The sequence below is a fragment of the Roseateles terrae genome (assembly GCF_014192155.1).
GTDB lineage: Bacteria > Pseudomonadota > Gammaproteobacteria > Burkholderiales > Burkholderiaceae_C > Roseateles > Roseateles terrae.
This window is the reverse complement of sequence record NZ_JACHXO010000003.1, coordinates 201,275-216,176: the sequence shown is the minus strand read 5'-3', so window position 1 is coordinate 216,176 and position 14,902 is coordinate 201,275. Positions and strand designations below refer to the sequence as shown.

Below are 14,902 nucleotides of genomic sequence, written 5' to 3'. Positions count from 1 at the left end.
TCACATCGGGGGATGGAGGCGCGCTCCCGCAGGTGGACGTGCTCATCGTGGGCAGCGGTTACGGGGGTGCTGCCGCCGCTCATGCCCTTGCCGGGCGTCGCGATGCGCAGGGTCGGCTCCTGTCGGTGGTGGTGCTGGAGCGGGGGCGGGAATACCTGCCCGGCGCCTTCCCCAGCCGCTTCGCCGATCTGGCGGGCCATGTGCGGATGGCCATGGCGGGTGCAACGGAGCCCACCGGTCGCCGCGAAGGGCTGTTTGATCTCCGGCTGGGCCCGGACGTCTGCGTGGCCCTGGCCAACGGCCTGGGCGGCGGATCGCTGATCAATGCGGGGGTGATGGAGCGCCCGGCGCCGGAACGCTTCCGGGAACCGGGCTGGCCGCGCGCCTTCCTTCAGGAAGACCTGAGCCCGTGGTTTGACCGGGCCGAGCGCCTGCTCGGTGTGCGTGATGCCCGCGGCGACAACACCATCGTGCGCCTGCACGGCCATGCGGCCCGCCGGCTGGACGCCCTCAAGACCCTCGGCGGCGACGCCACCCGACCCGCGCGGGTGCAGGTGGCCATGGACACGCAGCCCATCGGTGCGGCGCAATGGCAGCACCAGCCCTGCGTGGCCTGCGGTGACTGCGCCACCGGATGCAATCACGAAGCCAAGCAGTCGCTGGACACCGGCCTGCTGCTGCAGGCCTGGCGCCACGGGGCGGAGATGGTCTGCGGCGCGAGCGTCGAGCATCTGGAGCACCAGCCCGGTGGGGGCTGGCAGGTGATGGTGCAGCACACCGACGAGCTGCTGCGGCGGCGTCAGGGCCAGCCGTTTGTCGTGCATGCGCGCCGCGTCATCCTGGCCGCCGGGAGCCTGGGCTCCACCGAGATTTTGATGCGCTCACAGCGTCGCGGGCTGAAGGTGTCGCGGCTGCTGGGGCAGCGGTTTTCGGGCAATGGCGATGTGATTGCCGTGGGCCAGGCCTGGCCGTCGGCGTTGCATGCGGTGGCGGATGAGCAGCAGGCGCCTGCGCAGCGCCAGGTCGGTCCCACCATCACCGCGGTGATGCAGGGCGACGCTGACTTTGTCGTCGAAGATCTGGCGGTGCCCGGCCCGCTGCGGACCGTATTTGAAGAGAGCTTCGCATTCGCCGCCACCCTGGATGCCCTGGGCCGCGCCCACCCCGGTGACCACGAGGAGCGCGCCGACTTCGATGATCCGTTCGCCGTGCGGCCCGGCGTGACCGAGCGTTATCTGCCGCTGGCCCTCATCGGCCGGGACAGTGGCACCGGTCGTCTCGAGCTGCCCAGGGACAGCCATGAGCCCGGCGTGCTGGGCGTCGTCTGGCCCGGGCTGAAATCAGAGCCCGATATTGCCCGTCGCCACGAGTTCGTCGAGCGTCGGCTGGCCCGTGAGCAGGCGCGCCTGCTGCGCAATCCGCTGTGGCAGTTGCTGCCGCCGGAAATGGCCTTCCTGCTCAATGACGCCAAGGGGCCGATGATCAGTGTGCATCCGCTGGGCGGCTGTGCCATGGGCGACCGGGGCAGCGACGGGGTGGTCAACGACATCGGACAGGTCTTCCATGCCGATGGGGAAGGGGTGTTTGACGACCTGGTGGTGCTGGACGGCGCCATCGTGCCCAGCTCGCTCGCCATCAATCCCGCCCTGACCATTACGGCGCTGGCGATGCGGGCGCTCGACCAGCTGGCCCGCCTGTGGGGCCTGGAGGCGCCCACCGCGGCAGCCCGTCAGGCGCCGGTGCGGCCCCGTTTCCGCGACCTGAGCACCCCCGCCCCCGAGATCCCGACCACCATCGAGGTGCGCGAGCGCCTGGGCGGTTTCGTGCGGGTGCCTGGCGCGCCCGGCAGCGCGGTCAAATATCTGGAACTGGGCTTCCTCTACCAGCCCAAGGTGCTGACCGAGCTGCTGCGGCCGGGCCCGGAGCGGCAGCTGACCGTGGCGCCTGGCAGCTTCCTGCGGCTGTACGAGGCCCGGGAGACGTCCTCCGGCCAGTATGAGGTGGTGGGCCCGTCACAGGGGGACGGCCGCCTGTGGTGGCATCAGGAGCGGGGTGAGCGCAATGCGGTGCTGTGCCTGCCGTTGACCGCCGGCACGCTGACACCCTTCCAGCGCGAGGCGTCGAGCCCGCTCCGGCGGCATCTGCGTGGACTCGCCGCCTGGGTCATGAACCGGGGCTACCGCGATGCGGTGCAGGGCAGCCTGGACTGGCTGTCCAGCCGCAGCGCCCCCAAGCGCCCCGGAGAACCGAAGGCCGGGGTGTGGGACCGCATCGTCAATGCCTGGCACCTGTCAGGCCATGCCGGCGAAGTGCGGCTGATGCGCTACGACCTACAGGTGGCGGAGGGCGACCCCTCGCTGCCCGGCTGGGCGCGCGCCCTGGCCGGCGCCCGGCTGCAGGGCCGCAAGCGCATCAGCTACACCCGCCGCGGCAATCCCTGGACGCAGCTGAGCCGTCTGGTGATGGCGCCGGGGGCGGGCCTGTTGCCGCCGCCGGGCCAGTCCGACATCGTGCTGAACCTGGACCTGCATTACCTCGCCCGCGAGCGGATGCCGCTGCTGCGCATCCGGCAGGCGCAGGACTCGCCCAGCGCCATCCGGGACGTCGGCGCGCTGGTCGCCTATCTGGCCCGCATGACCATCGGCCTGCATGCGTGGACCTTCCGCAAACCGGACGTGGCGCCAGCACGCACCATCGACCGGCTGCCGGGCTCGGTACCCGGCCTGCCCACGCCATCCATTCTGGAGATGACGGCCGGCCGCTGGGGCGACGCCGGCCGCCAGCGCGAGGACCTGCGCCACAGGCAGGGCCCGGACGATGAGCGGCCGGTGCTTGTGCGCCTGACCCGTTATGCCCGTCCGGGTGGTGTGCCGGTGCTGATGCTGCACGGCTACAGCGCAAGCGGCAGCACATTTGCCCATCATTCGGTGCAACCCGGGCCGGCGAAGATCCTGTGGGACGCCGGCTACGACGTGTGGATCGCGGACATGCGCACCAGCGCCGGCCTGCCCACCGCACGTCTGCCCTGGACCTTCGAGGAGGCGGCCTTCAACGACATTCCGCTGGCGGTGGACCGGGTACTGCGGGAGACCGGGCAGCCGCAGCTGTGCATGTTTGCCCACTGCATGGGCTCGGTGATGCTGCACATGGCGCTGCTGGAAGAGCGTGAGCAGCCGTGGGAACACTTCTATCCGCTGCGCCGGCAGCTGGCCTCGCGCATCCGCAAGCTGGTGATTTCGCAGGTGACGCCGTTGATGGTGATGTCTCCCACCAACAGCCTGCGGGGCGTGCTGATGCAGTATCTGCGGCCCTACCTGCCGCTGCAGGACTTCTCCTTCCGTCCCGAAGGTCCTCCGGGACTGATGGACCAGGTGATGGACCGCCTGCTGTCCAGCCTGCCGTATCCGGACCGCGAGTTCGATCTCGAGAATCCGCCGCCACCCAGCATCCGCCGCACGCCATGGACGGCCACGCGCCACCGGATGGACCTGCTGTATGGGCGCGACTTCGCCATCACCAATGTCGATCAGCCGGTGCTGGACTTCATCGACGACCACTTCGGCCCGCTCAACATGGACACGGTCGCCCAGGCGGTGCACTTCGCACGCTGCCATGAGATCACCGACTGGCAGGGCGCCAGCTTCTACCTGGACAGCCTGGCCAAGAGTCTGGCGCTGCTGACCGCCTTCCCGGTGCTGTCGCTGCATGGCGAGGACAACGGCCTGTGCAGTGCCGAAAGCGCCGAGCTGCTGAAGGACTATTACGACCAGGCCATGCCCGACCGTTACCGCTATCGCATCATCGCCGGCCACGGCCATCAGGACTGCCTGATCGGCCGGGACATCCAGACCCGTGTGTTCCCCGCCGTCCTGGAGTTCCTGGCGGAACCTGACCGGCCGGCAGCGCCGGCGGCACGCGGCGGGGGGGTGCCCGCGGTGATGTCCGAGGAGGCCGCATGAGCCTCGAGACCTGCATGAATGCACGCATCGCCCCCAGGGAGACGCCCATGGCCCAACTGCTGCTCAGTGTCGAAGCGCCCTGGCATCGCGTGGAACAGGGACCGCCGCAGGCGGGCCGGGTGCCGCTGCTGACGGCGGTCAAGCCGGAGCTGGGATGGCCGCGCTGGTGGCTGCGGGTGCCGATGGCCTGGCATGGCGGCGATGTGTATGAGCGCTTGCCGGGTGCCTTGCTGATCGAGCCCTGGGTGCCGCCATCGCGCGGGCGGCCCGGAGACCCGTGGCGCTTCAGCGTGCCGCTGGAGGAGTTTCCGGCGCCGCTGAATGCAGGCATTCACGCGGACGCGAGAGAGGCTACGCCAGGCATGCGCCATGGCGTTGAACCGCTGGCGACGCCCGGCAAAAACGCCGATCTCGCGCACGAGGCCGACGCGCCGCCCGAAGCGAAGGAGCTGCAGGAGCCGCAGGCGGCATCCGGCAGCGACCTCCACCGCCCCTGGCCCGGCCTGCTGTTGCTGGCGGTCTATCTCGAGCCTCGCGCGATGGCACTCGAAGGCGTCCACCAGGGCTGCCTGCATCCTCTCGCCGGAGAAGAACTGCGCGAGCAGATGGAAGGCGCGCTGCTGCAATTGCTGGACCTGCCGCCCTCTCAATGGCGGCACGGCTTTGTGCCGAGCCCCCAGGTGGCCGCCACGCCGCCGCTGACGATCGCCGTGGCGGCCTGCCAATATCCGCCCGGCCTGCTCGATGTCAGCCCCGGCTGCAATGACGATCCGACGCAGGCGGCTCCAGCGTTCGCCGCCATGGCCCGCCTGCATCACTGGGCCCGCCACCATCCGGACGGGCGGGATCTGTCGCTCGTATTGCTGGCCGGAGACCAGATCTATGCCGATGCCAGTGGCGGTCTGGCCGACTCGCGCAGCGGCATCGAGCGCTACGGCCGTGCTTACGGGGAATTCAAGGCCGGTCCCGTGCGGCATCTGCCGCCGTCGGTGCGCCGCATCGTGCACAGCGTCGATGACCACGAGATCGTGGACAACTGGGAGCCGGAGGCGGGCGGCCATGTCGGCCCCTGGTTCGAAGCAGCCCGGCAGGCGGCCTGGGATCATCGCTGGGAAGCCGGGCCGCGGACCGGGGGACCCCGGTGCCTGTGGCACGACTTTGACTGGCAGGGCGGCGCCTTTTTTGTGGCCGATGCCCGCTGTGAACGGGAAGCGCGGCGCGCGGCCAACTGGTCCCGGGCGCGAATGTGGAGTGAAGCGCAGCGCGATGCCTTCGCGGACTGGCTGGGCCGCAGCCAGGGACGGCCGCGCTTCATGTTGTGCGGATCCCTCCCACTGCCCCGGCGGCGCACGACGGCGGAGCATCCGGCCAGCTGCCTGCGATCGGACGCGTGGGACGGCTATCCGAACAGCCAGCATGAACTGCTGGGGGAGATCTGGCGGCAGCGTGCGCAGGGGCTGGTGTTCCTCTCCGGGGATGAGCATCGCTCCGGCTGGATCAGCGCCCGCATCCAGGCCGTCGCCGGCGAACCGCAGGAGGCGGTACTGGTGCATTCGATCCACAGTTCGGCGCTGTACGCGCCCTGGCCCTTTGCGGTGACGGCCGTGGAAGAGCTGGCGGCGCCCGAGGTGTTCGAGTTCGACGGGCCCGAAGGCCAGCGCTTGCGCTGTGAGGTGAGTGCCTGGCACGACCATCCCGGAGACGGTGTGGCGGTGCTGTCCGTGGTGGGAGGCGAGCTGCATCTGTGGTTTGACCGGGCGCAGCAGCCGCTGTGGCAGCAGGGCGCGGGCGCGGATCGGCCAGCGCCGGTGGCACGGCTGAGCCTGGGTCTGGGCGCGGCGGTCGCGATAGACCCTGCACCCGTGTTCGCGTGAGTGCACGAACGGCCGGTTGCGGCTGGATCTCGGGTTCGGGGTGGCGCGTCACCCGGCGGGGCAACCCTCGCCCAAGCGTGGGTCGGGGCCGGAACGGCGCCCGTGCGACACTGCCCTCGCCATGAAAGAAATCGAGCTGCGCTTCCAGGTCCCTCCCGCGCAATGGGAGGCGGTCCACCGCTGGGTCCACGGGGAGGCCGATGCTGCAGGCACCGGCGCCCATCGTGAGCGTCTGCGGGCCAGCTATTTCGACACGCCGGAGCGCCATCTGGCCAGGTCGGGCTACGCCCTGCGCCTGCGGCTGGAAGGCGACACCTGGGTGCAGACCCTCAAAGGCGCGGCCCCGGACGGCATGACCCGTCTGGAGCACAACGTGCCGGTGGGCGACGCCGTGCCCGGCCCTGTCCCCGCGCTCGACCTGTCGCGACATGCCGACCATCCCGCCGGGCAAGGGCTGATGGCGCTGCTGGAGCGGTTGGGGCAACCGGCGCTGCAGGCGCTGTTCCGGACCGACATTGAGCGGCTCAGCCGTGCATTCGCAACGCCCTACGGCGAGGTGGAGCTGGCGCTGGACCGGGGCGCACTGCTGGCGGGCGAGTTTCCGGATGAGCGACGCACGCCCGTGGCGGAACTGGAGATCGAACTGAAGCAGGGCGACCCGCGCGCGGTGCTGGAAGTGGCGCGTGACTGGGCCATCGGGCAGTTCGGACTGACGCTGGAACTGCGCACCAAGGCCTTGCGGGGGGACCTGCTGGCGCGTGGAGAAGCGGCCGCGCCGATGCAGGCCAGTGCGCCTGCGGTATGGCGCGCCGGGCAGACCCAGGCGCAGGCCCTGGCGACGCTGCTCCAGTCGGTGGTGGAACCGGTGATCGGCAATGCGTCGCAGATCCTGACCGGCATTCATCAGCCGGAACATCTGCATCAGCTGCGTGTGGCGCTGCGGCGTCTGCGCGTGGGGGTGGAGTTGCTGGCGGCGGTGGCGCGGACTGGTCCTCAAACCGAACCGCAGACCGATCTGCAGACCGATGCGCAGACCGATCCGGAGGCGGATCTCTGGGCTCTACGCAGCCTCGCTGAAGGCGCCCGGCAGCTGGGCCGCCTGCTCGCCGCTGCACGGGATGCCGACGCGCAAGCCCTGGCGCCGTGGCGTCATGACCTGGAGCAGGCGTGGCAGCAAGCCACCGTTGCCGTTCCCGCAGAGGCCGAGCTTGCCACGCTGTGCCCGCGTCCGCTGGAAGGACCGCCGCCGTCGGAGCTGCTGGCCGATCGGGTGTGGCAGGGCTGGATGCTCTCCATCGTGGCCTGGCTGGTGCGCGGTGGGCCGATGCACGGGCCGATCGAGGCGGTGGTGCTGGAAGTGGCCCGCCTGGGCGACAAGGCGCTGCATCTGGCGCGTCGCTTCGACAAGCTGGATGTACAGGGGCGACATCACCTGCGTCGGCGTCTGCGTCGATGGAAGATGGCGCTGGAGATGACGGGCGGCTTGAAGGCGATCGACAAGGGTCCGTCCCGCGAGACCGCCAAACAGATGGCCCGGGTGCAGGCGGTGCAAAAGCCCCTGGGCGAGTTGAACGATCTGGAGATGGGGTTGGTTCAGGCCCGCGCTGCGCTGGTCCGTGCCGTCGCGACCGGCCGCGCCGATGACGCGGCTCGGGCCGGTTTCGAGCTGGCATGGCTGCTGCCGGTGCGCGATGCCGCGCTGGGTCGCATGCGGCGGCGGGTGAAGCGGCTGAAGCGCTGAAGCGCTGCGCTCATGATCTCCAGCAGAGAGGCGCCCCATGAAAGGTCCTCCCTGCCGAGTGAAGCGTTCGCTCAGGCGCCAGACTTGTCGCGGCGGAACAGCTTCATGAACGCGCCACCCAGCCCCAGCGCGCCGATCAGGATCAGCTTCGCAAACTTGGCGAAGAATGCGCCGACGATGGCCAGCAGCCCCAGCTTCTTGGCGCCGGCACCCAGCACCAGCGCCGCCAGGCCGTACTCGGCCACATGGTCGGTGCTGGCATTGAAGTCTTCATAACGCTTGCCGCTGTTGAACTCCAGCGCGGACAGCATGCCCTGCGCCTGCAGCTTGTCCTTGGCCAGGCTGTTCAGGCCGGTGACCAGGTTCAGGCTCACATACCCTTCACGGCCCAGCGCATACGTGTTGTAGTTGACGCCCTGCGGTTCATTCGCAGCCGCGCCCTTGTCGCGGGTGCTCATGGCCCAGACCAGCTGATGATGGCTCGCGGTGTAGCGCGGCTGCTCGGCCCAGCCGACGATCTCCAGCGCACCCACGCCCATCTTCACCCGTTCCTTGTTGGCGGCTTCGGTGCCTTCCCGGTAGCTCTTGAGCAGGTCCTCCGCGTCCCAGTGCTTGGCGTCGTCGTCCTTGATGTAGCCCGACTTCTCGAAGCGGACGATGGCCATCCAGTCTTCTTCTCCCTTGGGCATCACCAGACCTTCCAGGTCGGCATAGTCGCCGGGGTTGCCCATGGCGCGCAGCAGGCGAGCGGCCTGGGCCTTGGGAATGAAGACCTTGCCGTCCGCCAGATGCAGGGTGGCCTGCCCGGCCAGCGTGATGTCATGCGGGCCGCTCACGGCTGCCTTGCCGGCCTCGTCCCAGGCAGCCTTGGCTTCAGCCTGGGCCTGTGCGGACTGAGCCTGCACCAGCGGGCTGATCAGGCTGGCGCCCACAAAAACGGCCGACACCATGCGGCGGCCACAGGCGCGGACGATGCCGGCCCAGATGCTGGAGCTCATGTTTCCCTCCCGGATGGGATGTTTGAATGGTCTTGTGGCGGCCCCTTGGCGGACCTGAGGCCGGGAGTCTAGCCAGCAAAACCTGAACCGCGGGGAGGGAGAACCGCACCGTCCCCCTTGTGGGGGGAGGCGCGGAGGTGCTATGTCACAGAGTGCGGCGCGGGCGCGACGCCGATGGCACGGCGGGCATGCAGCCCGCCGGCTCAGCGGGTGGGTGTCAAGCCGGGCCGCTCACAGCCCGGGTTCGCGGCTCACATGCTCACAGGGCCGCTCACTGTGCGGCTGACTGTGCAGCTTACTGCGCGGCTTACTGCGCGGCTTACTGCGCGGCCCATTGGGCGCTCAGCTGCGTCCAGCGCGTCCGCACCGCCGCCAGATGGCGGTCCTTGACGTGGCCATAACCGCGGATGTCTTCCGGCAGCCGGGCAATGTCCAGTGCCAGCGGCAGGCGTTCTGCGGTCAGGCCCTTGGACAGGATGGCCTCGATGCTGGCGCGGTAGTCCTGGATCAGCTGACGCTCGGTGCGACGCTCCTGCGTGTGGCCGAAGGGGTCGAAGGCGGTGCCGCGCAGGCCCTTGAGCTTGGCCAGCACGCCCATCGCCGGGCGCACCCAGCTGCCGAACGGCGACTTGACCGGCTGGCCCTGCGCATCCTTCTTGGCGAACAGCGGCGGGGCCAGGTGATGCACCACCTTGTAGTCGCCTTCAAACTGGGCCTGGATCTTCTGGAGGAACTTGGGGTCGGTGTGCAGACGCGCGACCTCGTATTCGTCCTTGTAGGCCATCAGCTTGAACAGATAGCGGGCCACGGCTTCCGTCAGGCGGGTGCCGCCCAGCGGCGCTTCCACGGCGCGCACGCGTTCCACGAAGGCGCGGTAGTCGGCGGCGTAGGCGGCGTTCTGATAGTCGGTCAGGAACTCGACCCGACGGGCCAGCAGCTCATCCACGCCCTGACGCTTGATGACCTGGATGACCTGCTGCGTTGCATAGAGCGAGCGCACGGCCGCCAGATCGTGGGCGCAGCGGCGGCCCCATTCGAACGCCGCCTTGTTGTTGTCGATCTGCACGCCGTTGAGTTCAATGGCACGCATCAGCGCAGCATGGCTCAGCGGCACCCGGCCCTTTTGCCAGGCATAGCCCAGCATCAGCGGGTTGGTGTAGAGCGAGTCACCCAGCAGCTTCACGGCCACTTCTTCGGCGTCGAACATGCCCAGGTGGTCGTTGCCCACCGCTTTGGCGATGGCCGCTTCACAGGCGCCGCCCGGGAAGCTCCAGTCCGGGTTGTTGACCAGCGTGGCGGTTGGCGAGCCATGCGTGTTGAGCGCCACGAAGCTGCGGCCTTCGCGCATCACCGCCAGCGTGCTCTTGTTGGCGGCCACGATCGAATCGCAGGCGATGACCAGGTCCGCCTCGGCGGTGCCGACCTTGGTGCAGTAGATGGCCGACGGGCTGTTGGCGATCTGGATGTGGCTCCAGGTGGCGCCGCCCTTCTGGGCCAGGCCGGCGGCGTCCTGCGTGATGACGCCCTTGCCTTCAAGGTGGGCCGCCATGCCCAGCAGCTGGCCGATGGTGATCACACCCGTGCCGCCCACGCCGGCCACCACGATGCCCCAGGCCTTCTCGGCATTGGGAATCAGCGGTTGCGGCACCGGCGGCAGGCTGGCGTCGAACGGATTCAGGCGCTTGTCCTTCTTCGGCTTCTTCAGCTCGCCGCCCTCGATGGTGACGAAGCTCGGGCAGAAGCCCTTCACGCAGGAGAAGTCCTTGTTGCAGGTGTTCTGGTTGATCTGGCGCTTGCGCCCGAATTCGGTTTCCAGCGGCTCGACCGACAGGCAGTTGGACTGCACCGAGCAATCGCCGCAGCCTTCGCAGACCGCTTCGTTGATGACGGTGCGCTTGGCCGGATCGACCATCTTGCCGCGCTTGCGGCGACGGCGCTTCTCGGTGGCGCAGGTCTGGTCGTAGATGATGACGGTGGTGCCGGGGATCTCGCGGAACTGGCGCTGCAGCGCATCCAGCTCGTCGCGGTGGTGCACCGTGACTCCGGGGGCGACCGGCTTGCCTTCGTACTTCTGCGGCTCGTCGGTGACGATGATCAGCTTGGCCACGCCTTCGGAGATCAGGCTGTTCATGATCTGGAAGACGCTGTGGCCTTCCGGACGCTCCCCCACCTGCTGACCACCGGTCATGGCGACCGCGTCGTTGTAGAGCACCTTGTAGGTGATGTTCACCCCGGCAGCGATGCTCTGGCGGATGGCCAGGATGCCGCTGTGGAAGTAGGTGCCGTCACCCAGGTTGCTGAAGATGTGCTTTTCGTCGGTGAACGGCGCCTGACCCACCCAAGGCACGCCTTCGCCGCCCATCTGGGTGAAGGTGGCGGTGTTGCGCCCCGGCATCCAGGTGACCATGTAGTGGCAGCCGATGCCGCCGACGGCGCGCGAGCCGTCCGGAACGCGGGTGCTGGTGTTGTGCGGGCAGCCGGAGCAGAACCACGGCGTGCGGTCGGCACCGCCGGCGGTCTTTTCTTCGCTCTTGAGCGACTGCTCCTTGGCGTCGATCAGGGCCACGCGGGCCCGCAGGCGCTCGGCGGTGTCGGCGTCCACGCCCAGCTTGAGCAGCCGCTTGGAGATGGCGCGGGCGATGATGGCCGGCGTCAGATCTGCCTGCGGACGCAGCAGCCAGTGGCTGCTGGGGTTGGGCCGGCTCCATTCGCCGCCGCTCTGGTCGTTGTCGCTTTCGTCGAACTTGCCCAGCACGTTGGGGCGCACGTCCGGACGCCAGTTGTACAGCTCTTCCTTGAGCTGATATTCGATCATCTGGCGCTTTTCCTCGACCACCAGAATCTCTTGCAGGCCCTGCGCAAAGTCGCGGGTGATGGTGGCTTCCAGCGGCCACACCACATTGACCTTGTGCAGGCGGATGCCCAGGCGGCGGCAGGTGTTGTCGTCCAGACCGAGGTCATGCAGCGCCTGGCGGGTGTCGTTCCAGGCCTTGCCGCTGGCGATGATGCCGAAGCGGTCGTCGGGCGTTGCGATCACATTGTGGTTGAGCCGGTTGGCCCGCACATAGGCCAGCGCCGCGTACCACTTGTGGTCCATCATGCGGGCTTCCTGATCCAGCGGCGGATCGGGCCAGCGGATGTGCAGGCCGCCCGCAGGCATCGGGAAATCTTCGGGCAGCAGGATCTGCACCCGGTCCGGGTCGACGCTGACGCTGCTGGACGATTCCACGATTTCCTGGATCGTCTTCAGGCCGGACCACAGGCCGGAGAAGCGGCTCATGGCGAAGGCATGCAGGCCCATGTCCAGGATGTCCTGCACGCTGGACGGGAAGAAGACCGGAAAGCCAACTGCCTTGAAGACGTGGTCGCTCTGGTGGGCGGCGGTGGAGCTCTTGGCGATGTGGTCGTCACCGGCGATGGCAATCACGCCACCGTGCCTGGAGGTGCCGGCCATGTTGGCGTGCTTGAACACGTCGATGCAGCGGTCCACGCCGGGGCCCTTGCCGTACCACATGCCAAAGACGCCATCGAACTTCTTCTTCTCGGGGAAGAGGTCCAGCTGCTGGGTGCCCCAGACGGCGGTGGCGCCGAGTTCTTCGTTCACGCCCGGCTGGAAGACGATGTTCTGCTTGGCCAGATGCTTGCGTGCGGCCATCAGCGCCTGGTCGTAGCCGCCCAGCGGGGAGCCGCGATAGCCGGAGATGAAGCCGGCGGTGTTGAGGCCGGCCATGGCGTCCCGGGTGCGCTGCAGCATGGGCAGGCGCACCAGGGCCTGGATGCCGCTCATGAAGGCACGGCCCTCGTCCAACGCGTATTTGTCGTCCAGGCTGACTGTTTCCAGTGCTCGCAGGATGTGTTCGGGCAAGGGGGCATTCATGAGGGGTGTCTCCTGTTGGTGGCCGGCACCGTCAGGTCCCGCTTGTGACGGGCCGTGGAGGCCGTGCTGCCAGATACCGCTGAGTGGTCAGCGCAATGTTGTCATGCTGGCGCATCCCCTGTTCGGCACGGGGGGGACCAGGGGTCCAGTGTAGGAAATACACCGCGGCGAGTGCTTGCGAGTTGTGCCTGTTTCGCGCCAAGATGAGCAAGAATCTTGCTCAACAAAACGCCGGAGAGATCGATTGGCATCGCGAAATCCACGTCAAGGGAAAACCCTCAAGTCGCCCGTCACCTCCGGGACAGTGGAGCAAGGGCGGGAAACAGCTTCCGCGATGGGGGCGGACAGCCCGGGTAGCCGCATCGCCTCTGGCACCGGCACAGGCACCGTGACCGGCGTTGGCGCCAGCTCCGGCACCAGTTCTGGCACCAGTTCCAGCCCTGGCGTGGGCAAAGGCATCAGCGCGGACATGGACGACATCGGTGGCACCACCGCCACCGGCCTGGACCGCTATGACGTCGCCATCCTCGCTGCGCTGCAGAAGGAAGCCCGGTTGTCGAATGCGGAGCTGGCCGCGCGCATCGGGCTGTCTGCCGCGCCCACCTGGCGGCGGGTCCGGCGGCTGGAGGAGCAGGGCTTCATCACCGGCTACCGCGCCGAGATCGACCGGCGCAAGCTGGGCCTGGGCGTTCTGGCCTTTGTGCGGGTGGATGCCGACCGCAACAACGGCGCCGCCACCCGCGAACTGGAACAGGCGATCCGGGCGCTGCCGGAGGTGATTGCCTGCCACTACATCAGCGGCGCCGGCACCTTTGAGCTGCAGGTGATGGCGACCGACCTGGATGCGTTCAGCCGCTTCTCCATCGACACGCTGCTGAACCTGCCGAATGTGAAGGACATCCACACCAGTTTCTCGCTGGGCGAGGTGAAGGCCGGGGGGGCGCTGCCGTTGGGGCATCTGCGGCGCTGAAGCAGCGGAGATGCGGTGGCGATGCCGTGCAGATGCCGTGCAGATGCTTCGGAGACGCTGCGGAGATGCGGGACGGGTCGGGAAGGCTACGGTAGGCGGCGGCAGGCGTCGTGCAGGCGGCGGTTAGGCGGCGGTTAGGCACCCTGATTGCTACGGGTCGGCCATTGCATGCCCACTCCGGGAGCCTCCCATGTCGATCACCAGCGCTGCGCTGCCGATGGCCGCTCAGGCCATGCCATCCGCCGGCTCGGATCCCACCGAGCTGATCCTGCTGTATTTCATCCTGCCGCTGTGGCTCGTCGCCGGTGTGGCGGACTGGTTCTGCCACCGGGCGGCGAACATCGAACGCACGACCGGTGCGAAGGAATCACTGATTCACCTGCTGATGTTCGTGGAGGTGGGCCTGCCGGTGCTGGCCTGCCTGTTCCTGCGCATCAACGCGGGGGTCATCGCGGTGATGGTGGTCTGCTTCTTCATCCATGAACTGACCGCGCTGTGGGACGTCAGCTACGCCACCACGGCGCGGGTGGTGACGGTGCTGGAGCAGCATGTGCACAGCTTCCTGGAGATGATTCCGCTGATGGCCATCATTGCGGTGGTGGCTCTGCACTGGCCGCAGGCCGCGGCGCTGGTGGGCGCGGGGCCGGAGGCGGCGGACTTCTCGCTGGCGTGGAAGGACACGCCACTGCCCACCGGCTACCTCGCGACCGTTCTGCTGGTGATCTTGTTCTTCGAGATCCTGCCGTATCTGGAAGAACTGTGGCGCGGCTGGCGCAGCGCAGGGAACCGGCTGATGCCCGAAGCGGCCCGGCGGGCGCAGGCAATGGGCACCGACACCTTGCACGCCACGCCCACGGTCGGCGGCCGAGACCGGCTGAAGGGTGTCATCCGACCTTGATCGTCTTGGACCTGCTCCCGGCATCGAAGTGACAGACTTGCGAGCTTCATTGCAGCGCCTCGATGCCGGAGAGAAAGATGGAAGATCGGTCGCTACTTCGAGACGCGCGCACAGCAGTGGTATGCGCCTGGGACGAAGGTTCCGGAATTGTCCTGGTCCATTTCGCTACGGACCGTGACCGACCTCAAGGCGGGGCTACGAGCGTGTCGCTGGATCGACCGGGACGCGGTCGCCGAAGTTCTGCTGAAACCGTTCCCCAAGCATGTCTGGGTCACCAGTTTTTGGACCGTCAACTCGGAGGCCGAGGGTTGTCCGGTGCTGGAAGTCTATTTTGACGCGACTGCACTTCGTCAGGGCGGCGGACTGCTCTGCTTGTTGCCGTTCAACGCTCCGGATGCAGACACCTTTTTTTTCGGTGATCACTGCCTGCCTGCTGTCGCTGGACGACCATGCGTGTCGGGGACTGGATCGGGATCTGATGACCTTGCTGCGTGCTGCTGCTCAGGTCCTTGAAAAAAGTTCAACAGGACGAACGACCACTGCCAGCAAGAAGAGTTCCGAAACGGCATCGATGGCCGCTTGAAC

The 14,902-nt window shown here is 68.1% G+C and carries 8 protein-coding genes; 6 read left to right on the top strand and 2 right to left on the bottom strand.

Annotated elements, in window-relative coordinates:
* The first annotated feature begins 32 nt into the window (after nucleotides 1-32).
* The 3 genes from FHS28_RS10230 to FHS28_RS10220 all read left to right on the top strand — a co-directional run bounded on the left by FHS28_RS10230 (nucleotide 33) and on the right by FHS28_RS10220 (nucleotide 7,574).
* Nucleotides 33-3,959 (top strand): alpha/beta fold hydrolase, encoded by a 3,927-nt coding sequence (locus FHS28_RS10230; RefSeq protein ID WP_184294512.1) that lies wholly within the window; start codon nucleotides 33-35, stop codon nucleotides 3,957-3,959.
* Nucleotides 3,956-5,833, top strand: coding sequence for an alkaline phosphatase D family protein (locus FHS28_RS10225; protein ID WP_184294510.1), 1,878 nt, complete (start codon nucleotides 3,956-3,958; stop codon nucleotides 5,831-5,833). The genes FHS28_RS10230 and FHS28_RS10225 overlap by 4 nt, the downstream gene beginning before the upstream one ends.
* Nucleotides 5,834-5,954: 121 nt before the next feature.
* Nucleotides 5,955-7,574: a CYTH domain-containing protein gene (locus tag FHS28_RS10220; protein WP_088452989.1), complete on the top strand. Its 1,620-nt coding sequence runs from the start codon at nucleotides 5,955-5,957 to the stop codon at nucleotides 7,572-7,574.
* A 71-nt stretch (nucleotides 7,575-7,645) separates the two neighbouring features.
* On the opposite strand, the gene FHS28_RS10215 is transcribed toward FHS28_RS10220, so the two are convergent.
* Nucleotides 7,646-8,572: a DUF2167 domain-containing protein gene (locus tag FHS28_RS10215; RefSeq protein WP_246409884.1), complete on the bottom strand. Its 927-nt coding sequence runs from the start codon at nucleotides 8,570-8,572 to the stop codon at nucleotides 7,646-7,648.
* A 319-nt stretch (nucleotides 8,573-8,891) separates the two neighbouring features.
* Entirely contained in the window at nucleotides 8,892-12,449 is a 3,558-nt protein-coding gene (locus FHS28_RS10210) for an indolepyruvate ferredoxin oxidoreductase family protein (protein ID WP_088452991.1), read from the bottom strand.
* A 469-nt stretch (nucleotides 12,450-12,918) separates the two neighbouring features.
* Here FHS28_RS10210 and FHS28_RS10205 point away from each other — a divergent pair, with 469 nt between their 5' ends.
* The 3 genes from FHS28_RS10205 to FHS28_RS10195 all read left to right on the top strand — a co-directional run bounded on the left by FHS28_RS10205 (nucleotide 12,919) and on the right by FHS28_RS10195 (nucleotide 14,830).
* A complete protein-coding gene (locus tag FHS28_RS10205; RefSeq protein ID WP_088453167.1) occupies nucleotides 12,919-13,419 on the top strand; it encodes an Lrp/AsnC family transcriptional regulator in 501 nt (166 codons plus the stop codon).
* A 190-nt stretch (nucleotides 13,420-13,609) separates the two neighbouring features.
* Entirely contained in the window at nucleotides 13,610-14,317 is a 708-nt protein-coding gene (locus FHS28_RS10200) for a diguanylate cyclase (protein ID WP_221193874.1), read from the top strand.
* Between the two features lie 174 nt (nucleotides 14,318-14,491).
* Complete coding sequence (locus FHS28_RS10195; protein WP_184294509.1) at nucleotides 14,492-14,830, top strand: hypothetical protein; 339 nt, start codon at nucleotides 14,492-14,494, stop codon at nucleotides 14,828-14,830.
* The last annotated feature ends 72 nt before the right edge of the window (nucleotides 14,831-14,902 follow it).

Coding starts and splice junctions, on each gene's coding strand:
- FHS28_RS10225 (WP_184294510.1), top strand. CDS start 3,956: ATGAGCCTCGAGACCTGCATGAATGCACGCATCGCCCCCAGGGAGACG.
- FHS28_RS10220 (WP_088452989.1), top strand. CDS start 5,955: ATGAAAGAAATCGAGCTGCGCTTCCAGGTCCCTCCCGCGCAATGGGAG.
- FHS28_RS10215 (WP_246409884.1), bottom strand. CDS start 8,572: ATGAGCTCCAGCATCTGGGCCGGCATCGTCCGCGCCTGTGGCCGCCGC.
- FHS28_RS10210 (WP_088452991.1), bottom strand. CDS start 12,449: ATGAATGCCCCCTTGCCCGAACACATCCTGCGAGCACTGGAAACAGTC.
- FHS28_RS10205 (WP_088453167.1), top strand. CDS start 12,919: ATGGACGACATCGGTGGCACCACCGCCACCGGCCTGGACCGCTATGAC.
- FHS28_RS10200 (WP_221193874.1), top strand. CDS start 13,610: ATGTCGATCACCAGCGCTGCGCTGCCGATGGCCGCTCAGGCCATGCCA.